This is a genomic window from Streptomyces tendae, assembly GCF_008632955.1.
GTDB lineage: Bacteria > Actinomycetota > Actinomycetes > Streptomycetales > Streptomycetaceae > Streptomyces.
Genome location: NZ_CP043959.1, coordinates 3,428,617 through 3,448,722, shown reverse-complemented (window position 1 = coordinate 3,448,722; position 20,106 = coordinate 3,428,617). Strand labels below are relative to the sequence as shown.

Here is a 20,106-nt window from a genome sequence, read left to right as displayed (position 1 = left end):
TGAACCGGCAGTCCCATGACGGATCGTGGGTGCGGGTATGACCCTTGCTGCTGTCCGTCCGACTCAGATTAACCAAATGAGCGGCCCCCTGCTCGATGGGGCTGGAAACTGGCTGTAACAATCACATGACGGATCGCCCATCATCAGGGGCTATTTCCTGCCATGTCGTGACAGAATGCACAACGAAGCTCACTCGATCGGAGTACACGAGTGCCGATGTACCGGACAAGTCCGGACGGCCGGGACGCCGTTCGGCGGTCCCCGGCCGTCCGCGCGGCTCACCAGCGGCCGGGCGCGTAGTCCTTCAGGAACACCCCGTACAGGTCCTCGCCCGCCTCGCCGCGCACGATCGGGTCGTACACCCGGGCCGCGCCGTCGACCAGGTCGAGCGGGGCGTGGAAGCCCTCCTCGGCGAGGCGCAGCTTGTCGAAGTGCGGGCGCTCGTCGGTGATCCAGCCCGTGTCGACCGACGTCATCAGGATGCGGTCGGCGTCGAACATCTCCTGCGCGCTGGTCCGCGTCACCATGTTCATTGCTGCCTTGGCCGCGTTGGTGTTGGGGTGGCCGGCACCCTTGTAGCCGCGGGCGAACACGCCCTCCATCGCGGAGACGTTGACGACGTAGGCGCGCTTCGAGGACGAGCGGCGGGCCGCCTCGGCCATCGCCGGGCGCAGCTTGCTGATCAGGATGAACGGCGCCGTGTAGTTGCACAGCTGGGTCTCCAGCAGCTCCACCGGGGAGATCTGCTCGATGGTCTGCACCCAGGTGTTGGAGTCGACGACGTCCGGCACCAGACCGCCCGCGTCGATGGCGGTGCCGTCCCGGTGCCGCTCCACGCTGGCGTTGCCCGCGACGAGGGCCAGGTCGGCCACCGCCTGCGCGTCGAGGCCGCTGACCCCGGCGGGCAGCGCGGTCAGCCCGTCGACCGCGCCGGAGTTGAAGGCGCCGATGACATGGTGGGCGGGCAGCTCACCGGCCGGCAGCGGGGCGCTCTCGCCCTCGACGAGCGCGGCGTACGCGGAGGGCAGCCGGCGTACGGTCTGGGTGGCGTTGTTGATCAGGATGTCGAGCGGCCCCTGCTCGGCGACCTGGTCGGCGAGCGCGACGGCCTGGCCCGGGTCGCGCAGGTCGATGCCGACGACCTCGAGGCGGTGCATCCAGTCCCCGGAGTCGTCCATGGCCCTGAACCGGCGGATGGCGTCCTTGGGGAAGCGCGTGGTGATCGTGGTGTGGGCGCCGTCGCGCAGCAGCCGCAGCGCGATGTACATCCCGATCTTGGCGCGTCCGCCGGTGAGCAGCGCCCGCTTGCCGGTGAGGTCGGCGCGGGCCTCGCGCCGCGTCCGGTTCTCGTCGGCGCACGTCGGGCAGAGCTGGTGGTAGAAGTAGTCGACCTCGACGTAGCGGGTCTTGCAGACGTAGCAGGAGCGGGGGCGCTGGAGTATCCCGGCGATCCGTCCCGCCTCGACGCGGGAGGAGGGCAGGATGCCCTCGGTCTCGTCGTCGATGCGCTCGGCGGAGCCGGTGGCGGTGGCCTCGGTGACCGCCTTGTCGTGCGCGGTCTTGGCGGCCCGGCGCTCCTGGCGGCGGCGCTGCTTGACCGTGCGGTAGATGTGCGAGGTGGCCCGCCGGACCGCGATCGCGTCCGGGTGGTCGACGTCGATGCCGTCGAGTTCCTCGAGCACGCTCAGGCAGACGGCCAGCCGCTCCGGGTCGATGCCCGGCCCGTACGCCACCTCGTCCGTGGTCCCGGGGCCGTCCTGTGTCACCGTCATCGCCGCTGCCGTTCCCGCTTCGGTTCGCGCGGCGCTCCGTCCGCGTCCGCTGTCGAACGGGGGATTTTACGGAGCGCCGGGCCGCAGCACCAAAACCGCTGCGCTCAGTGATCGCAGGCCACGGTGAGTGCCGACACCTCCTCGGTCACCGCGCGGGCGAGCCGGTCGAGGTCCTCGACGGCCGCGCCGTCGGCGACCAGGCCGTAGTGGACGCGTCCCCGGTAGGTGGAGACGGCGACCGCCAGGGAGTGGCCGGGGGCCAGCGGGGCGAGCGGGAACACGGCGCCGAGCGGGTCGCCGCCGAGCCGCAGGCCGAAGCCGGGCAGCGGCACGCTGGTGACCAGGACGTCGAACCAGAGCCGGGCCGCCTGGCCGAGCAGCGGTCCGCCGAGCCGGTGGCCGAGCGGCGGCACGTGCTCGGCGAGCAGGGCGACGGCGCCCGCGCCGCGGTGCGGGCCCGCCTCCTTGTTACGGTCCATGGCGGTGCGCACCCGGGTCAGCCGGGCGAGCGGGTCCCGCTCGTCGACCGGGAGCTGTATCAAGTACCCGGACAGCCGGTTGCCCTGTGGGTGGGCGGTACGCGGACGGCGGCGGGAGACGGGGACGAGGGCGCGCGGGGCGACGCCGTCGCTGCCGTCGCCGCGTTCGTCGAGCCAGCGGCGCAGCGCGCCGGCGACGACCGCGATGAGGACGTCGTTGACAGTGCCGCCGGCGCTCTTGCGGATGCGGTGCACGTCGTCGAGGTCGACGACGACACCGGCGGTGCGGCGGGTGCCGCTGGGCGCGCAGGTCAGCGCGGGCGAGGAGCGCATGTCGAGGGTGGACCTGGCGACGGCGGCGCCGATGTCCAGGGCGCGGCCGGCGTCCGCGAGCGCCTCGCGCACCAGGCCGGGCACCTCGCGCACGTCGGGGACGAGTCCGCGGGGCGGTTCGGCGGGGCGGGGGCGGGGCGTGGGCAGGTCCATCGGGTCCATCAGCGCGGCGGCCAGGGTGAGCGCGCGCAGGCCGTCGGCGAGGGCGTGGTGGAACTTGAACAGGACGGCGAAGCGGGCGCCGTCCTCCCCCGGCAGCACATGAGCCTCCCAGGGCGGCCGGGTGCGCTCCAGCGGGTGCCCCATCAGCGCGCCGGCGGCGGCGTGGAAGTCGGCCGTCGCCGGATGCAGCCGGACGTGGTTCAGCGGGTCGAAGCCGGGGTCGGGTTCGCGGGTGGCGCCGCCGAAGGCGAGGGAGCGGCGCACGGCGGAGGCCAGCGGCCTGCGCAGCGCGGCCGTCAGCGGTTCGCCGGTGGCCGGCCAGGGGCGGCTCAGTGCGGACAGCGAGCGCCGCAGGCCGAGCGGCTCCCAGGTGTCCCGGATGCGCATGCGCAGTCCGGGGACGGCGGCCGCCCGGGCGGCCAGCAGGTCCGCCGCGTGGGCGGCCGCGGAGGGTGAGCCGGCCGTGAAGACTCCGAGCGCCGCGAGGTGCATCGGATGCCCGGCGGACTCGATGTTCCAGAACGCCAGGTCCAGGGGGGCGAGCGGGTCTGCGGTCATGGGCGGCCTCGCGTCGACGACGGGAACGGATCAGCAGTCAATCGCTCCCGGCCGATTACGGTCAAGTACGATCTGGCTACACATAGTTAACAGCATGTGACGTCTCCGCCCCTTCTGCCACTACGGCAGAAGGGGCGGAGACGGGGTGACAGCGGGGGCTACGGCGGCGTCGCGCCCGCCCGGCGGGTCGACGGACGCCACCCGGACGCACGCCACCCGGACGGGCGCGGCCCGCCGCCGGAGCCGGTCATTCCGCGGCCGGGCAGCCCGCGGGGCGGGCCCGGGAGGCGTCCCGGATCAGGTCCCGTTGAGCGGCCCGCACCCTCGGCACGTCGGGCTTCATCACCCGCCGGTCGTAGGTGAGCAGACCGTTGAGCTCGCCCTCGACGTCGGAGATCTGGGTGTAGACGGCGCCGTTGCCGCCCTTGCACACCAGGGCCCGTACCTCGTCGAGCTTGGTGAGGTAGTCGTCGGTGTACGTGGCCGGGTCGACGTCGACGTACGACTGCTGCACGGGCCAGGCGTGGCCGGGCACCGCGAGGCCGAGACCGCCGTACTCGCCGCTGACCAGGGCGCGTTCACCGTCCGGGCGGGGCGGCAGGGCCGGGCTCGGGTAGCCGTGCTCGTCCATGATGTCGCCGGTGCCGCCGTCGGCGCCGAGGTTGAGGCCGGACTGGTTGTTGACCAGCCGGCTGGGGTCCCAGGACTTGGCCTGCGCGGCGACCCGGCCGACGTCGTACTGACCCCAGCCCTCGTTGAAGGTGACCCACATGACGATCGACGGACTGCTGATGTGCTCGTCGATCATCTCCTTCATCTCGCGCTCGTAGCGGGCGCGGGCCTCGGCGTCCGGGTTGCGGGCGTCCCGCATGGAGGGCATGTCCTGCCACACCATCAGCCCGAGCCGGTCGGCCCAGTAGAACCAGCGGTCGGGTTCGACCTTGATGTGCTTGCGCACGGAGTTGAAGCCGAGCTGCTTGTGCGCCTTGAGGTCGTACGCGAGGGCCTCGTCGGTGGGCGCCGTGTGCAGGCCGTCGGGCCAGAAGCCCTGGTCGAGGGTGGCCATCAGGAAGACGGGCTTGCCGTTGAGGACCGTGCGCGGCACGCCGTCGATCTTCTCCACGGCGATGGAGCGCATGCCGAAGTAGCTGCTCACGCGGTCGGCGCCGACGGTGACCTTCAGGTCGTACAGGAACGGGTCGTCGGGTGACCACAGGTGCGGCTTCCTGATCTTCAGGCTGAGCGGCTGTCCGGTACGGCCTGACACGGTGGCGACCTTGCGCCGTCCGTCGTAGGCGGTGGCCGTGACGGGCAGACCCGCGCGGACGCCCTTCGCCTCCACGGAGAGCCTCTCGCCCGCCACGTCGGGGACGAGCTTCAGGGAGTCCACGTGGTCGCGGGCGACCGGCTCCATCCACACCGTCTGCCAGATGCCGGAGCTGGGCGTGTACCAGATGCCGCTCGGGTCGAGGCGCTGCTTGCCCATCGGCGGGTTCTCGCCGTCGGCGGCGTCCGTCGGGTCGTACACGCCGACGATCAGCTCCTGGGGGCCGCTCCGCCTGAGCGCGTCCGTGACGTCCACGGCGAACTTGTCGTAGCCGCCCTCGTGCGCGGTGACCTTCGTGCCGTTGACGTACACCTCGGCGCGCCAGTCGACCGCCTGGAAGTTCAGGCGCAGCCGCTTGCCGGAGCCGATGTGCCAGTCGCGCGGCACGGTGAAGGTGCGGCGGTACCACATGCGGTCCTCGTGCCGCTGGATTCCGGAGAGCTGGGACTCCACCGGGTACGGCACCAGGACGCGCTCCTTCAGGGTGCGGCCCACGGGCGGGCCCTCGCCCTCCTCGGCGGCGGCGAACTGCCAGCTGCCGTTGAGGTTGCGCCACGCGTCCCGGGTGAGCTGCGGGCGCGGGTACTCGGGGTGGGCGTTGCCGGGACCCACCTGGTCGGCCCACCGGGTGCGCAGCTCATGGGTGGAGCGGTTGGGTCCGCTGCTGAGGAAGGCGTCCACGGGGTCGCCGTCGGTGGTCGTCAGGCCGCCCTGGCCGTCGTAGCGCACGTCGGCGCTGCCGCGGGCGGTGCCCGTCCTGTTGCCGACGACGGGCTCGCCGAGCGTGACCAGCAGCGCCTTCGGGTCGGCCGGGTCGGGTTCCGCCGAGGTCAGGGGCCAGGTGGCGCCGCCGATCACCGCGTTGACGTGGTCGGTGAAGCCGGCCGGGGGCGTGGCGAGCGGCCGGGGGAAGTCGAGTTTCAGAGTGCGTCCGGAGGCGAGGACGGTGGCGGCGAGCGCGCCGTCGTAGTCGAAGCCGTCCGGGAGGCGGAACGCCGACCGGGGCACCGGTGCCTTGGTGCCGCCGGGCGGGGTCCAGCGCAGGTGGAAGTTGGAGCCCCCGTAGTGCTCGAAGTACTCGACCTTGATGTCGTAGGCGCGGCCCGCGGTCAGGTCGATCGGTTCGGCGGTCTGTTCCACGTCCCAGTCGTCGACCCAGTGGTCGATGGCGAGGCGGCCGTCGACCCACAGGCGGAACCCGTTGTCGGCGCTGACCGAGAAGGTGTGGGCGCCGGTGGTCTCCGGCACGATCCTGCCGGTCCAGCGGACGCTGACGTCGTCGGCCCGGCCCGTGGTGAGGCTCAGGCGCGGCTCCAGGTTGTCGAAGTCGAGGTGGGAGTCGAAGGCGACGGCCTTCAGCTCGTGGAAGTCGAAGGCGCCGGGGGCGGAGTGGGTCCAGTACTCGCCCCTCAGTCCGTGGATCTCCACGGGGTCGTCCTCCGCCGCGCTCGCGGCGGGCCCGGTCGCGCCGAGTCCGGTGACGCCCAGCGCGGTGGCCAGGAGGAGGGCGAAGCGGTTCCTGAGGCGTCTGATGCGCACGGATCCTCCGTCGGTGAGGAAGTGACGGCTCGCTGTGCATGTTCTGTTCTGTGCGTTGTCAGTCCCGTACAACGTTGTCAAAGAACAGCACTTGGCATAACAGCACGGATTCCGTCAGCAGTCCAGGGACATGACAAAGACCCCGGCCGTCTCGTACGACCGGGGCCTTCATGACGGGCCGCTACGGCACCAACTGCCCCTTGCCGAGCGCGATCACGCCGCCCTTGGACACGGTGTACAGCTCCGCGTCGCGCTCCGGGTTGACCCCGATCGTCGCGCCCGGCGGCACCTCCACGTTCTTGTCCAGCACCGCCCCGCGCACCACCGCGCCCCGCCCGATGTGCACGTTGTCGTGCAGCACCGAGCCCTGCACCACCGCTCCCGGGTCGACGACCACGCCCGGCGACAGCACCGACCGCGTCACCTGCCCCCGGATCAGGCACCCGGCGCTGATGATCGACTCGCTGGCGATGCCGCCCGCGTTGAACCGGGCCGGCGAGAGCTGCCCGGAGTGCGTGTAGATGGGCCACTGGCGGTTGTACAGGTTGAACGCGGGGCGCTCGGCGATCAGGTCCATGTGCGCGTCGTAGTACGCGTCGAGCGTGCCGACGTCCCGCCAGTAGCCCTGGTCGCGGCTGGTCTCCCCCGGCACGTGGTTGGTGCTGAAGTCGTACAGATGGGCCTCGCCCCGCTCGGTGAGCTGGGGCAGGATGGAACCGCCCATGTCGTGCACCGAGTTGTCGTCCTCGGCGTCCCGCTGGAGTGCCTCGACGAGCGCCTTGGTGGTGAAGAGGTAGTTGCCCATGGAGGCGAACACGCACTCGGGGTCGTCGGCGAGGCCGGGCGGATCGGCGGGCTTCTCCAGGAAGCGCTCCACGGCCTGCCCGTCGGAGCCCGGCGTGATCACCCCGAACGCGGACGACTCCGCGCGCGGCACCCGGATCCCGGCCACGGTGACGCCGGCGCCGCTCTCGATGTGCTGGTTGAGCATCTGGCGCGGATCCATGCGGTACACGTGGTCGGCGCCGAACACCGCCACGTACTCCGGGCGCTCGTCGTAGATCAGGTTCAGCGACTGCAGGATGGCGTCGGCGCTGCCCAGGTACCAGTGCGGACCGAGGCGCTGCTGTGCGGGGACCGGGGTGACGTAGTTGCCGAGCAGGCTGGACATCCGCCAGGTGGTGGTGACGTGCCGGTCCAGCGAGTGCGACTTGTACTGCGTGAGCACGCAGATCCGCAGGATGTCGGCGTTCACCAGGTTGGACAGCACGAAGTCGACCAGGCGGTAGGTGCCGCCGAAGGTGACCGCCGGTTTGGCGCGGTCCGCCGTGAGGGGCATCAGGCGCTTGCCCTCGCCGCCCGCCAGCACGATTCCCAGGACCGAAGGACCACCACGACGCATGGCCGCTCCCCTCACGCCGAGTTTTCCCATGACTGCCCCGGACGGGCCGGGCTAAGCCTGTTCGCCGATCTCCTCGTACAGTCCGGCCGTGCGGCGCGCCACCGCGTCCCAGCCGAACTCGGTCACCGCGCGCTCCCGTCCCGCCTCGCCCATCGCCCGGGCGGTGTCCGGGTCGCCGAGCACCGCGTCCAGCGCCCGGGTGAGCGCCGCCTCGAAGTCGTCGTCCAGGTCCACCAGCAGCCCGGTCCTGCCGTCGTCCACGACCTCCGGGATGCCTCCCACGCGGGAGGCGACCACCGCGGTGCCGCACGCCATCGCCTCCAGGTTCACGATGCCGAGCGGCTCGTACACCGAGGGGCAGGCGAACACGGCGGCGTGCGTGAGCAGCTGGATCACCTCCGGGCGGGGCAGCATCTGCGGGATCCAGTGCACGCCGTCGCGGACCCGGCTCAGCTCGTCGTACAGCTCGCGGAACTCGCGGTCGATCTCCGGGGTGTCCGGGGCGCCCGCGCACAGCACCACCTGCGCGGCGGGGTCGATGTCCCGCACCGCCCGCAGCAGGTGGGGCACGCCCTTCTGCCGGGTGATCCGGCCGACGAACAGCACGTACGGGCGGGAGCGGTCCAGGCCGATCCGGTCCAGCGCGTCCGTGCCCGGGTCGGGCCGGTAGAGGGCGGTGTCGATGCCGTTGTGCACCACGTGCACCCGGGCCGGGTCCAGCGCGGGGTAGCACTCCAGGATGTCGTCGCGCATGGCACCGGACACGGCGATCACCGCGTCGGCGGCCTCGTAGGCGGTGCGCTCCGCCCAGCTCGACAAGGCGTAGCCGCCGCCCAGCTGCTCGGCCTTCCAGGGGCGCAGCGGCTCCAGGGAGTGGGCGGTGACCACGTGCGGGATGCCGTACAGCAGTTTGGCGAGGTGGCCGCCGAGGTTGGCGTACCAGGTGTGGGAGTGGACCAGCTCGCGGCCCTGGAGGGCGGCGGCCATGGCGAGGTCCACGGAGAAGGTGCGCAGCGCGTCGTTGGCGCCGTCGAGCGACGGCCAGGAGCGGTGGCGCAGCACGCCGTCGGTGCGGCCCTCGCCCCAGCAGTGCACCTCCAGGTCCACCAGGGACCGCAGCTCCCGGGCCAGGAACTCCACGTGGACCCCGGCGCCCCCGTACACGTCCGGGGGGTACTCCCGGGTCAGCAGTCCCACTCGCACCCTGAACCCCCTGTCTGCGCGGACGTCGCTCTCATGGTCACCCAGACGGGGCGCGTGGGGAAGAGCGGGGCGGCCGAACGAAGCAACAGTCGCCGCAGACGCCCCCGCCGGGCACCCGGTAGTACAGGCAGCAGCTGCGGCGCCGGAAGGTGGTGCCGGTGAGCGTGCCGGAGCCGGTGAGCAGGGGGTGGGCGAGGAGCTCGCGGCACAGCCGGGCGGCCCGGGAGGCCACGTCCGGCCGGGCGTGGCGGCCCAGTTCGCGGGCCGCGGCGGCCAGGGCGGAGGCGGCGTTGCCGCGCAGGAGGCCGGGCGCGAGGCGGTGACGGGCGCGCAGGGCGGCGGCGAGCGGTTCCAGATGGCCGTGCAGCACCACGTCCGCGAGGGTCGCCGCGTCGCCGGGCAGCGGCCGGACCTCGGTCAGCCACAGGTCGTCGGGGGCGCTCCCCTCGGGGTCCCAGCGCATCGCCCCCGGGGCGAGGTCGGGGACGGCGCCGTACAGCGCGGCGCAGCCGAGGGCCGCGGACCACAGGCGGGCGGCCAGACCCTGATGCGCCACGGAGGCGGCGACCCGCGGCTCGGGGGCGCGCAGGGCGGCCCCGACCCGGCGCACCCGCACGGCCAGGGGGTCGGTCAGGAGATCGATCAGGGGGTCACCCTGAACATCCGGGCGGCGGGGGCCGTATGCCTGGTCGAGCGTGGGCAGGCGGCGGCCGGCTTCCTCCGCCGCACGCAGGACGAAGAAGCCACCGAGGTCACGGAGGGCGGTGAGGCGCGGGTCGAGGTCCACGAGGTGCAGTACTACCAAGTCCGCCGAGGCGAGTGGGTGTCAGGGGCCTCGGTCCCCTGGCCCCCACCCAGGGGATGACGGGGGCGCCCCCGTACTCCATCGGCAGTAGGACGCATTGGGTGCTCAGGGACGACGACGGGGAACACCCTGGCACGGCATCGTGTTGGTCATGGAAGCCGACCGTTCGCCGCGCCGGGCAGACCGCCCCGGCCTCACGCAGAGGAGCAGCCGATGAGCGCCCTCGCGTTGTCCGTGGTCCTGTCGTTCGTGTCCGCCGTGGCGTACGCCGGCGGGGCGATCGTGCAGGAGCAGGTCGCGCTGTCCTCGTCCGGCGCGCAGCAGTACGCGCCGCTGCGCCGGCCCGGCTGGTGGGCGGCCGTCGGGCTGAACGGTCTGGGTGCCGTGCTGCACGTGGTCGCGCTGGCCTACGGCCCGCTGAGCCTCGTCCAGCCGCTGGGCGCCCTCACGATCGTGTTCGCCCTGCCCATGGCCGCGCTGTTCGTCGGCCGCAGGGCCGGAGCGACGGCGTGGCGCGGTGCCCTGATGGCGACGCTCGGCCTCGCGGGTCTGCTGGCGCTGGTCGGCGCGTCGGGCGCGCAGTCGCTGGACGGTTCGCAGCGGGTGGCGGCGGCCGTGGGCACGGTCGCGGCGGTCGTGACGCTGATGGTCGCGGCGCGGGCCGTGCACCGGCACCCGGCGGTGCGCAGCATCCTGCTCGCGACCGCGTCCGGTGTCGCGTTCGGCATGTCCTCCGTCTTCACCAAGACGGTCGCGGTGGACTGGACGGGCGGCGTCTCGGCGGCGGACCTGCCGTCCCTCGCGGTGATCGGTGTGCTGGCGACGGCGGGCATGCTGCTGTCGCAGGCCTCCTACCGGGGCGCGGGCCTCGCGGCCCCGCTGGCGACGCTCACGGTGGTCAACCCGGTGGTCGCGGCCGCGGTAGGCATCACGATGTTCGGCGAGACCTTCCGCTACGGCACAACCGGCACGGCGCTGGCGCTCAGCTGCGGTGTGGTGGCGGCCGGCGGACTGATCCTGCTCACGACGGAGCGGCTGGCGCGCGAGCACGAGGCCGCCGCCGGGGCGGTGACGGCGGACACGGGGGCTGTGCCGGTCGCGGCCGACGAGCCCGCCGTGGCGAAGGCCGTCGGGCGGCAGGCGGACGACCCCGCCGAGCTGTTGCTGGCGGAGCTGACGGTGCCGGAGGACGTCACGCTGCCGGTCACCGTGCCCGCGGCGGCCGCCGGGCCGGACGCGGCGGACCCGGCGGCGGTGCCGCTGATGCCCTACGCGCCCTTCTACGGCGGCCCCTACGTGCCGGTGCCGGCGCCCGACCGGCACCTCGCCCGCGTCAGATCGTGACGCCGCCGGCGCGCAGATAGGCGAGCGGGTCGACGTCCGACCCGAATCCGGGCCCCGTCCGCACCTCGAAGTGCAGATGCGGGCCCGAACTGTTGCCGGTGGAACCCGAGCGCCCGATGCGCTGGCCGGCGCCGACCGACTGGCCGCTCTTCACCGAGATCGCGGACAGGTGGGCGTACTGGCTGTAGCGGCCGTCGGCGTGCCGCACCACGACCTGGTAGCCGAACGACCCCTCCCAGCCCGCGGCGACCACGGTGCCGGACCCGACGGACTTCACGGACGTGCCGGTGGGGACGGGGAAGTCCACGCCGGTGTGGTAGCCCTTCGACCAGGAGGACCCGGCCTTGTGGTACGGCGTGCCGAGGCCGGCGCTGACGGGTGCGACGAGCTTCGAGCCCGAGGAGGAAGCGGAGCGGTCGGCGCGTTCTTCCGTGCGCTTCTCGGTCTTTTTCTCCGTCTTCCTCTCGGCCTTGGGAGCGGCCTTCTTCTCGGCCTTCTTCTCGGTCTTGGGCGCGGCCGCCTTCTTGCCCGCCGGGCCGGACGACTCGGCGGACGGCTTGGCGGGGGCCTTGGCCGTGCCGCCCGCCAGGGTGAGGCGCTGGCCGGGCAGGATCAGGTCGGGGTCGGCGCCGACGGTCGCCCGGTTGGCCTCGTAGAGCCCCTGCCAGCCGCCGCGCACGCGCTCCTGCTCGGCGATGCCGGAGAGGGTGTCGCCGTGCACCACGGTGTACATCTCGGCGCGGCCCGCGCGGGACTGGGGTGTGGTGTGCGGCCGGACGTCCTCGACGGAGGTCCGGCCGTCGCCCTTGCCGCCGCTCGCGCTGACGGTGCCGGCGGTGCGCCCGCCGTCCCGGCCGGAGCGATCGGCGGCCGGCCGGATGTCCGGGGTGGCGCCGTCACGGGTGAGTCCGGCACGTACCGAGCAGGTGGGCCAGGCGCCGGGGCCCTGCCCGTCGAGGACCTTCTCGGCGACGGCGATCTGCTGGTCCTTCGTGGCCAGATCCGCTCGGGCCGCGTACCGGGTGCCGCCGAACGCCTCCCACGTGGACTGGCTGAACTGCAGCCCTCCGTAGTAGCCGTTGCCGGTGTTGATGTCCCAGTTGCTGGTGGACTCGCAGGCGGCGACCTTCTCCCAGGTGTCCACGTCGGCGGCCTGCGCCGCGCCGGTGCCCATGAGCGGGAGGGCCATACCCGCACCACCGGCGGTGACGGTGAGCGAGGCCCGGTTGATCCTGTTCGGCTGATACCGGCGGTGCCGGCCGCGCACGGCCATGGAATCCCCCTCGACAATGCGTCAGGAGGGGCAAAAGTAAGCGCTGCGAACAGGCCGTGACAAGGCGGCTATCAGCCGCACGGATGCGCCAAGTGGCCGGGACGTTACGCCCGTTGCGCCCCTGTTCACCACCACCGGGGGGCGTGCGCGGGGTCCTGCCTCCGGGCGCGGGAGCACGCGGGGGTGTGTGCCGGTGGGGGTGCGCCGGGCGGGGGTGAGCCCGGTAGGGGTGAGCCCAGTAGGGGGGAGCCGGGTGGGATGTCGGCCGCACCGGGCGGTCAGGGGGGCCCGCGCTGAGTACGGAGGGCGCCTTCGCGCGTATGTGCCTGCGCGGGTCCCGAAGACCCGCGCATGCGCACGCGAGTGCGGCACGCAAGGATGGTCGATGTCAGGACCGGCGGGCGTCCACCAGCAGCACCGGCACCCGGCGGCACCGATACCGAGGTCACCAGGAGTCACCCTTATGAGCAGTTCAGCGCAGATCGGCGTCACCGGGCTCGCGGTCATGGGCCGCAACCTCGCGCGCAATTTCGCCCGCAACGGCTACACGGTCGCGGTGCACAACCGCACCGCGGCACGCACGCACGCGCTGGTGGAGGAGTTCGGGCACGAGGGGAGCTTCGTGGCGGCCGAGACGGCCAAGGACTTCGTGGCGGCGCTGGAGCGGCCGCGGCGGCTGGTCGTCATGGTCAAGGCCGGGAACCCGACGGACGCCGTGATCGAGGAGTTCGCGCCGCTGCTGGAGCCCGGCGACATGATCATCGACGGTGGCAACGCGCACTTCGCCGACACCCGCCGCCGCGAGAAGGCGCTGCGTGAGCAGGGCATCCACTTCGTCGGCATGGGCGTCTCCGGCGGCGAGGAGGGCGCGCTGAACGGGCCGAGCGTCATGCCGGGTGGCCCGAAGGAGTCGTACGACTCGCTGGGCCCGATGCTGGAGAAGATCTCCGCGAAGGCGAAGGACGGTTCGCCGTGCGTCACGCACGTGGGTCCGGACGGCGCCGGCCACTTCGTGAAGATGGTGCACAACGGCATCGAGTACGCCGACATGCAGCTGATCGGTGAGGCGTACCAGCTGCTGCGCGACGTCGCCGGGTACTCCCCCGCGCAGATCGCGGAGATCTTCCGCACCTGGAACACCGGCCGGCTGGACTCGTACCTGATCGAGATCACCGCCGAGGTGCTGTCGCACGTGGACGCGGCGACGGGCAAGCCGTTCGTCGACGTGGTGGTGGACCAGGCGGAGCAGAAGGGCACCGGCCGCTGGACCGTGCAGATCGCCCTCGACCTGGGTGTGCCGGTGTCGGGCATCGCGGAGGCGGTGTTCGCCCGCTCCCTGTCGGGTCACGCGGCACTGCGGGGGGCCTCGCGCGGGCTGGCCGGCCCGAAGCCGACGCCGATGAGCGAGTCGGAGGCGTCCGCGTTCGCCGACCGGGTGGAGCAGGCGCTGTACGCGTCGAAGATCGTGTCGTACACGCAGGGCTTCCACGAGATCGCCGCGGGCAGTGAGGAGTACGGCTGGGACATCGACCTCGGCGCGGTCTCCGCGATCTGGCGCGGCGGGTGCATCATCCGCGCGGCCTTCCTGGACCGCATCCGGGCCGCCTACGACGCGCGGGCGGACCTGCCGAGCCTGCTGTCGGACGAGACGTTCGCGCAGGAGATCGCCGACGCGCAGGACGACTGGCGCGAGGTGCTGATCGCGGCGACCCGGCAGGGCGTGCCGACCCCCGGTTTCGCGGCGGCGCTCGCCTATTACGACGCCCTGCGGGCGGAGCGGCTGCCGGCGGCCCTGACCCAGGGCCAGCGCGACTTCTTCGGCGCGCACACGTACCGCCGCACCGACCGCGACGGCTCGTTCCACACCCTGTGGGGCGACGACCGCTCGGAGGTCCCGGCGTAGGGAGCGCCCCGAAGGGGCGCGGGGATTGCGCGACGCAGGCAGCACCCACCCGCGGACGCGGAACCCCGGCGCCCCGAAGGGGCGCGGGGAACTGCGCGACCCGCCCCACCCACCCGCACGCGCGGGAGGGGCTGATCGCGCCACCTCACAGGAACGCGGGGAACTGCGCGGCCGGGCCCTCACTCACCCGGGAGCTACGCACCCCCAGGGGCGCGGGGAACTGCGCGACCCGCCCCCACCCACCCGCACGCGCGGACGGTGGGTTCAGGTCAACGGCGGCCCGGGCTCCGGGCTCGGCACCGGCTCCGGCCCCGGCGGAATCGGCGAGGGCGACGGCTCGGGCGGCCCCGGATGCGGCGGGGCGGCTGAGGGTTCGGCCCCGGGGGCTGCGGGCCAGGCCCCGGAGGCTGGGCGCCGGGCCGGATCGGGCCCGGGCGGCGGCGGCTCGGGGGCCGGCACCGGGTCAGGCCCGGGACCGGGATGCGCGGGGTCCGGCCCCGGGACGGGCCCCGGAGTCGGTCCCGGCGGGACGGGATCCGGGTACGGGTTCGTCATGACACATGCCCTCCGGCCTGTCGCTCGACGTCGGCTCTGGACTACTCCCCCCGCCTACCCGGCGGCCCTGCCCGCACTCACCCGCGCGCGTGACGACAGCACGCCCGGCCGGCGCACGGGAGGGAATCCCCGACGCGCCGGACGTACCGGGCGGGGACGCGTCAGAACCGCTCCGGATGCTCCGCCAGCCACTGCTTCGCCGCGCGCAGCAGCTCCGGGTCGGCCGCCGGGGCCTCGTCGGGGTGACGCGCGGCCCACCGGACGACGTACGGGCACAGCGGCGCGACCACGGTGCCGGCGCGGGCGGCCAGGGCGTAGAGCTCGCGGGCGAGGGAGCCGGCGATGCCCTTCCCCTCGTGCGCGGCCTCGACGACGGTGTGCACCGGGACGAGGGCGGGAGCGGGGTCGTCGAGGACGAAGTACTCGATGCGGCCGACGACCTCGCCGTCCACCACCGCCTCGAGCCGGCCCGCGGCCCGGTCGTCCCGGATCTCCATGCCGTCCATACCCGTCACGCTCCTGTCTTCAGTCGGGTCGGCGCCCGTCAGACCGTGGCGACGGCCTGGGGGCTGCGCTCCTGGTCCGACCCGGGTACCGGCTCGGACGGGTCGGCGCCGAGGGAGACGATGCGGTTGTCCGCGTCCACGTGCACGACGCGGGGCTTCAACGCCCGTGCCTCGGCGTCGGTCACCTGAGCGTAACTGATGATGATCACCAGGTCGCCCGGGTGCACGAGATGGGCGGCGGCCCCGTTGATCCCGATCACCCCGGACCCGCGCTCACCCTCGATGACGTAGGTTTCCAGCCGGGCCCCGTTGGTGATGTCGACGATGTGCACGAGCTCACCGGGCAGGAGGTCGGCGGCATCGAGGAGATCGGCGTCGATCGTCACGGACCCCACGTAGTGCAGGTCGGCCTGGGTGACGGTGGCCCGATGGATCTTGGACTTGAACATGGTGCGCAGCACGTTGGACTCCTGGGCGTCGGCTCCCTGCCTGCGTGTGCTGGTCAAGGGCTGTTTCGACACCTTACAACGAGTCGCGTTCCCGGGCAGCTGTCCCCAGGGTCCCCGCGACTCGTGCTGATGACCGACTGCTGGGCGCCCTCGGCGTGGGAGAGGGGAATCCGCTCGACGTACACATCATTCGGGACGCCGCACCGGCCGTCAGTCCGTCTCCTGGGCGTGGGGAGCCGTCGCGGGCGGATGGGCCGGGCGGTCCCGCCCGCCGTCACGGCCGGACACCGCGACAACGACCAGCCCCACGAGGACGGCCGCGGCGGCGGCCCGTCCCGCCGCCCGCACCCACCAGCCCGGCCGGGCCGCGCCCCCGCCCGGCGGGCCCAGCCGCTCGGCTCGCCGGGCCGGCCGCAGCAGACGGAGCAACAGCAGCAGTGCGACCGGGAGTTGCAGGAGCCACAGCACGGTGCGCGGCCACTCCCCGTACCAGACGTTGGTCCCGTACAGCAGCGTGTGCCAGACGCTCAGCACGTACACGACGATCACGAAGCGGTGCAGCCGGCGCCAGGTGTTCGCCCCGATGCGGTGCCGGACGTAGAACAGCAGCCCGAGCGGGATGGCCAGGTACAGGGCACCCTGGCCGATCGGGATGGCGATGCGGCCGGTCCCGGAGTCGTACCAGCCCGGCACGAGGGTGTCCGCGAAGGCCACCCACAGCCGCTCCGCCCAGTCCACCTTCGTCTCGTAGCGCACGAGTTCGGCCGCGAACATCAGCGCGTGCGCGAACATCAGCGCCATGGTCGTCAGGCTGGTGGTGCGGTGCCAGCGCTCCAGTACCTGCCGCGACACCGGCAGCCGGGCGGGGCGTGGTCCCGACAGCAGCAGCCCGAGCATGACCGTGCCCCAGGCCCACAGCAGGGCGGACCAGCCGAACGCCTGGCTGAGCAGATACATCCAGTAGGTGCCGGGATCGTCCATGAACGGCATCACCGCGACGGTGTCCGAGGCTCCCGAATCCATGCGCGCCCACAGAAGGGCGAACACGAGCACGGTGACCACCACCGCGGCGGTGGCGTCGGGCAGGGCGGCCGCAGATCGCCGCGCAGCGCGACACGGTCACCGGAGGCCGCTGCTTCCTGACGGGACACCGCCCCGTCCTCGTCCGGCCTCACGTCCGACGTCATCAGGGCCTCCCGGGCACGGGCCATCGCGGCAGCGGTGGCTCATGTGGCGTGAGGCAACAAGTCTGGCTGACGAGGGCGTGATCCTTGGAGCCACAATCAGGCCAGAGCAGCCAGGCGAGGTGCTCGGCTCGGCACGCCCTTTCGCCGTCGGTTCGGGGGAACGTAGGATCGCCTGGTCATCGCCGCGACGGGAGACAGGAAGCCGGTGCGAATCCGGCACGGTCCCGCCACTGTGACCGGGGAGCGCCCCTCCGACATGCCACTGCGCACCGCGCGGGAAGGCGGAGGGAAACGTCGATCCGGGAGTCAGGACACTGGTCCGTCGCGGGCCCGTCCCAAGGAGCGCGGACTCCAGGAGGCTTCACGTGTCCCAGTTGCTCACCCCTGCCCGCACGCGCGGGTTCCTCCGTGCCACGGCCGCTGCCGTGGCCCTTTCGTCGATGGTGTCGGCCGCCGGCTGCGGTTCGTCCGACGAGGGCGGCGGGGACGCGAAGACCACCGCGGCCGTGCACGCGGGCTTCCCGGTCACCATCGACAACTGCGGCGTCACGACGACGTACGACGAGCCTCCGTCGCGGGTGGTCACCATCCACCAGCACCCGGCGGAACTCATGCTCGCCCTCGGGCTGAGGGACCGCATGGTCGGCACGGCCTTCCCCGACTCCGCCGTCCTGCCCGAGCTGAGGAAGGACTACGAGACGATCCCCGAACTGGCGGAGAAGGAACCGTCGTTCGAGAAGATCCTGGACGCCGAACCCGACTTCGTCTACGGCGGCTACGGCAGCGCCTTCGCCGAGAACGAGGGCCGCTCCCGCAAGGCGTTCGCCGACGCCGGCATCGACACCTACCTCAACCGTGAGTACTGCGGCGGGAAGCAGGTGACGATGAAGGACACCTACGACGAGATCCGCACCATCGGCAAGGTCTTCGGTGTTCCGGACCGGGCCGACCAGCTGGTCGAGGACCTCGAGGCCCGCGTCGGCCAGGCCGCCGGCACGGTCGAGGACGAGCCCGAGGTGCCCGTCTTCGTCTACGACAGCGGCGACAAGAGCGCCTTCACCGCCGGCGGCAGGAGCCTGGGCACCGAACTGATCCGGCTGGCGGGCGGCGAGAACGTCTTCGCCGACCTCGACGACGTCTTCGGAGACGTCTCCTGGGAGCAGGTCGTCGAGCGCAAGCCGGAAGCCATCGCCGTCTACGACTACGCCGGCGCCGGAAGCGTCGAGGAGAAGAAGGAGTTCCTGCTCTCCCAGCCCGCGCTCGCCGACGTACCCGCTGTCAGGAACAAGCGGTTCGTCGTCCTGCCGCTGACCGCCACCCTGGTCGGCGTCCGCTCGGCCTACGCGGTCGAGGACCTGGCCCGCGGTCTGCACCCCGAGCGCTTCCGGTGAGCCGGGCCACCACCACCGAGCGGACCGTTCCGCCGCGCAGGACCACCAAGCCGGGGGCGGGCCGTACGAGGTCGGCCGTCACCGTGATCGTCCTCACCGCCCTGCTCGTCGTCTCCGCCACGGCCGGCCTCGCCATCGGCTCCGTGCACGTGCCGCCGGGCCAGGTGTGGGGCATCGTGACGCACGCCCTGGGCGCCGACTGGCGGGAGCCGGACTGGCCGCGGGCACGGGAGACCATCGTGGTGGACGTGCGGGCGCCTCGGGTACTGCTCGGCGCGGTCACCGGCGCCGGCCTCGCGGTCGTCGGCACCGCCCTCCAGGCCCTGGTGCGCAACCCGCTCGCCGAGCCCTACCTGCTGGGCGTCTCCTCCGGCGCGTCCCTCGGCGCGGTCTCCGTGATCGTGCTCGGTGTCAGCCTCTTCGGACCGGTCTCCCTGTCGGTGGCCGCCTTCCTGGGCTCCCTGGGCGCCCTTGTGCTCGTGTACGCCACCGCCCGCACCGGCGGACGCATCACCTCGTCACGGCTGGTGCTCTCCGGGGTGGCGGTCGCGGCGGTGCTCACCGCGGTCCTCGATCTGCTGCTGCTCACCACCGGCCGCGGCAACGAGGCACGCGCGGTCCTCGCCTGGACCCTCGGCGGTCTCGGCGGTGTCAACTGGGGCACGCTGTGGCTGCCGAGCACGGCCCTGCTGCTCGGTGTCGGCGTCCTCATGGCGCAGGCCCGCAACCTGAACGTGCTGCTGGCCGGGGAGGAGGCGGCGACCACGATGGGGCTGGACGTGGCCCGGTTCCGCGCCCGGCTGTTCGTCCTGCTCTCCCTCGTCACGGGCGTGCTGGTCGCGGCGGCCGGACCGATCGGCTTCGTCGGCCTGATGATGCCGCACATCGTGCGTCTGTTCGTCGGCGGCGACCACCGCCGGGTCCTGCCGACGGCGGCACTCGGCGGGGCGGTCTTCCTGGTCTGGGCCGACATCGCCGCCCGGACGGTCGCCGCACCCATGGAGATACCCGTCGGCGTCCTCACGGCTCTGTGCGGCGGGCCGTTCTTCCTGTGGCTGATGCGCCGGGACGCACGGCGCGGCACCGACCGGGGAGGGGCATGACCGCGACCGAACTGAGCGTCGACGGTGTCACGCTCACCGCCGGAGCCCGCCACCTGGTACGCGACGTGTCCTTGACCGCCCGCCCGGGCGAGACCATCGGGCTCGTCGGTCCCAACGGCAGCGGGAAGTCCAGTCTCCTGCGCACCGTGTACCGCGTCCTGCGACCCGACGCCGGCCAGGTCCGGGTCGACGGCAACGACGCCTGGGCACTGCCGGTGCGGCAACTGGCCCGCACCGTGGCGGCGGTGGTGCAGGAGTCGGCAGCCGACTTCGACCTCGCCGTCCGTGAGGTCGTCGCCATGGGCCGCACCCCGCACAAACGGCTCCTCGCCGGGGACACCCCCGAGGACGCCGAACTCATCGACTCCGCACTCCTCGCCGTCGACGCGCTCCACCTGGCCGACCGCCCCTTCGACCGGCTCTCCGGGGGCGAACGCCGGCGTGTCCTCATCGCTCGCGCCCTCGCCCAGCAGCCCACGCTCCTCGTCCTCGACGAACCCACCAACCACCTGGACGTCCGCCACCAGTTGTCCGTGCTCGGCACGCTGCGCCGCCTGCCCGCCACCGTGCTGCTCGCCCTGCACGACCTCAACCTGGCCGCCTATTACTGCGACCGCCTCTACGTGCTGCACGACGGTGAGGTCACCGCCTGCGGCCCGCCCGCCGAGATCCTCACCCCTGGGTTGCTGGCCGAGGTGTACGGAGTGGCGGCGGAAGTCGCCACCCATCCGCGTACGGGCGCCCCGCAGGTGACGTTCCTCCCCGAGGAGCCAGGCGGCTGACGGGTCCGTCCGGTCCTGCCGCTACCCGGTGGA

The 20,106-nt window shown here is 72.9% G+C and carries 13 protein-coding genes, 3 pseudogenes and 1 riboswitch; of the genes and pseudogenes, 5 read left to right on the top strand and 11 right to left on the bottom strand.

The window, feature by feature from the left end:
- Positions 1–278: 278 nt before the first annotated feature.
- The 6 genes from F3L20_RS15855 to F3L20_RS15830 form a co-directional block, all read right to left on the bottom strand.
- Positions 279–1,772 (bottom strand): SDR family NAD(P)-dependent oxidoreductase, encoded by a 1,494-nt coding sequence (locus tag F3L20_RS15855; protein WP_150154947.1) that lies wholly within the window; start codon positions 1,770–1,772, stop codon positions 279–281.
- Between the two features lie 104 nt (positions 1,773–1,876).
- On the bottom strand, positions 1,877–3,304 hold the full coding sequence (locus F3L20_RS15850) for a wax ester/triacylglycerol synthase family O-acyltransferase (protein ID WP_150154946.1): 1,428 nt from the start codon (positions 3,302–3,304) through the stop codon (positions 1,877–1,879).
- Positions 3,305–3,551: 247 nt separating this feature from the next.
- Positions 3,552–6,170 carry a PA14 domain-containing protein gene (locus F3L20_RS15845; RefSeq protein WP_150154945.1) on the bottom strand — a complete coding sequence of 873 codons (2,619 nt, stop codon included), beginning with the start codon at positions 6,168–6,170 and terminating at the stop codon, positions 3,552–3,554.
- A gap of 181 nt (positions 6,171–6,351) precedes the next feature.
- Positions 6,352–7,572: a glucose-1-phosphate adenylyltransferase gene (glgC, locus tag F3L20_RS15840; RefSeq protein WP_150154944.1), complete on the bottom strand. Its 1,221-nt coding sequence runs from the start codon at positions 7,570–7,572 to the stop codon at positions 6,352–6,354.
- Positions 7,573–7,623: 51 nt separating this feature from the next.
- Positions 7,624–8,775 carry a glycogen synthase gene (glgA, locus tag F3L20_RS15835; protein WP_150154943.1) on the bottom strand — a complete coding sequence of 384 codons (1,152 nt, stop codon included), beginning with the start codon at positions 8,773–8,775 and terminating at the stop codon, positions 7,624–7,626.
- Between the two features lie 37 nt (positions 8,776–8,812).
- Positions 8,813–9,580 (bottom strand): (2Fe-2S)-binding protein, encoded by a 768-nt coding sequence (locus tag F3L20_RS15830; protein ID WP_240810916.1) that lies wholly within the window; start codon positions 9,578–9,580, stop codon positions 8,813–8,815.
- 213 nt (positions 9,581–9,793) lie between these two features.
- On the opposite strand from F3L20_RS15830, the gene F3L20_RS15825 reads away from it, so the two are divergent.
- Positions 9,794–10,924 (top strand): DMT family transporter, encoded by a 1,131-nt coding sequence (locus F3L20_RS15825; protein ID WP_167534533.1) that lies wholly within the window; start codon positions 9,794–9,796, stop codon positions 10,922–10,924.
- Here the strand turns inward: F3L20_RS15825 and F3L20_RS35630 are convergent.
- Both F3L20_RS35630 and F3L20_RS35625 read right to left on the bottom strand, forming a co-directional pair.
- Positions 10,914–11,231: pseudogene (locus F3L20_RS35630) on the bottom strand (M23 family metallopeptidase); the annotation flags it as partial. The gene F3L20_RS15825 and the pseudogene F3L20_RS35630 overlap by 11 nt on opposite strands.
- Positions 11,232–11,510: 279 nt before the next feature.
- Positions 11,511–12,197: pseudogene (locus F3L20_RS35625) on the bottom strand (transglycosylase family protein); the annotation flags it as partial.
- A gap of 463 nt (positions 12,198–12,660) precedes the next feature.
- Between F3L20_RS35625 and gndA the strand changes: the two are divergent.
- A complete protein-coding gene (gene gndA, locus F3L20_RS15815; RefSeq protein WP_150154940.1) occupies positions 12,661–14,100 on the top strand; it encodes an NADP-dependent phosphogluconate dehydrogenase in 1,440 nt (479 codons plus the stop codon).
- A 716-nt stretch (positions 14,101–14,816) separates the two neighbouring features.
- On the opposite strand, the gene F3L20_RS15805 is transcribed toward gndA, so the two are convergent.
- The 3 genes and pseudogenes from F3L20_RS15805 to F3L20_RS15795 form a co-directional block, all read right to left on the bottom strand.
- Positions 14,817–15,161: a GNAT family N-acetyltransferase gene (locus F3L20_RS15805; protein WP_150154938.1), complete on the bottom strand. Its 345-nt coding sequence runs from the start codon at positions 15,159–15,161 to the stop codon at positions 14,817–14,819.
- Between the two features lie 38 nt (positions 15,162–15,199).
- Positions 15,200–15,622: an aspartate 1-decarboxylase gene (gene panD / locus F3L20_RS15800; RefSeq protein ID WP_150157358.1), complete on the bottom strand. Its 423-nt coding sequence runs from the start codon at positions 15,620–15,622 to the stop codon at positions 15,200–15,202.
- A 198-nt stretch (positions 15,623–15,820) separates the two neighbouring features.
- A pseudogene (locus F3L20_RS15795) lies at positions 15,821–16,797 on the bottom strand (ferric reductase-like transmembrane domain-containing protein).
- A 195-nt stretch (positions 16,798–16,992) separates the two neighbouring features.
- Positions 16,993–17,114, top strand: a riboswitch (cobalamin riboswitch).
- 48 nt (positions 17,115–17,162) lie between these two features.
- On the opposite strand from F3L20_RS15795, the gene F3L20_RS15790 reads away from it, so the two are divergent.
- Genes F3L20_RS15790 through F3L20_RS15780 form a run of 3 tightly spaced genes read left to right on the top strand, consistent with a single transcriptional unit; the run spans position 17,163 to position 20,073 of the window.
- Positions 17,163–18,188, top strand: a complete 1,026-nt coding sequence (locus F3L20_RS15790) for an ABC transporter substrate-binding protein (protein ID WP_150154936.1) — start codon at positions 17,163–17,165, stop codon at positions 18,186–18,188.
- Positions 18,185–19,291 carry a FecCD family ABC transporter permease gene (locus F3L20_RS15785; protein ID WP_150154935.1) on the top strand — a complete coding sequence of 369 codons (1,107 nt, stop codon included), beginning with the start codon at positions 18,185–18,187 and terminating at the stop codon, positions 19,289–19,291. The genes F3L20_RS15790 and F3L20_RS15785 overlap by 4 nt, the downstream gene beginning before the upstream one ends.
- Positions 19,288–20,073 (top strand): ABC transporter ATP-binding protein, encoded by a 786-nt coding sequence (locus F3L20_RS15780; RefSeq protein WP_150154934.1) that lies wholly within the window; start codon positions 19,288–19,290, stop codon positions 20,071–20,073. Before F3L20_RS15785 ends, F3L20_RS15780 begins: the two co-directional genes overlap by 4 nt.
- Positions 20,074–20,106 lie beyond the last annotated feature (33 nt).